The organism is Pantoea sp. VS1, assembly GCF_002207995.1.
Classification (GTDB): domain Bacteria; phylum Pseudomonadota; class Gammaproteobacteria; order Enterobacterales; family Enterobacteriaceae; genus Pantoea; species Pantoea dispersa.
This window is the reverse complement of sequence record NZ_NHZE01000119.1, coordinates 1-327: the sequence shown is the minus strand read 5'-3', so window position 1 is coordinate 327 and position 327 is coordinate 1. Positions and strand designations below refer to the sequence as shown.

Here is a 327-nt window from a genome sequence, read left to right as displayed (position 1 = left end):
CTGGGGTGAAGTCGTAACAAGGTAACCGTAGGGGAACCTGCGGTTGGATCACCTCCTTACCTGAAGATACTTTCCCGCGAAGTGCTCACACAGATTGTCTGATAGAAAAGTAACGAGCAGGACGGCTGCGAAGTCGTGACACTTTGTGTCCCCTTCGTCTAGCGGTTAGGACTCCGCCCTTTCACGGCGGCAACAGGGGTTCGAATCCCCTAGGGGACGCCACTGCTTGGTGACAGGTGAAAGGTGTCTCCACAGAATATCTCAAAACTGACGGTAACGTCGTGTTTGAGATATTGCTCTTTAACAATCCGGAACAAGCTGAAAATT

The 327-nt window shown here is 51.1% G+C and carries 1 tRNA gene and 1 rRNA gene; both read left to right on the top strand.

Annotated elements, in window-relative coordinates:
- Window positions 1–59 (top strand): 16S ribosomal RNA (locus CBW22_RS24535); the annotation flags it as partial.
- Window positions 60–147: 88 nt separating this feature from the next.
- A tRNA-Glu gene (locus tag CBW22_RS24530) sits at window positions 148–222 on the top strand.
- Window positions 223–327: the final 105 nt, after the last annotated feature.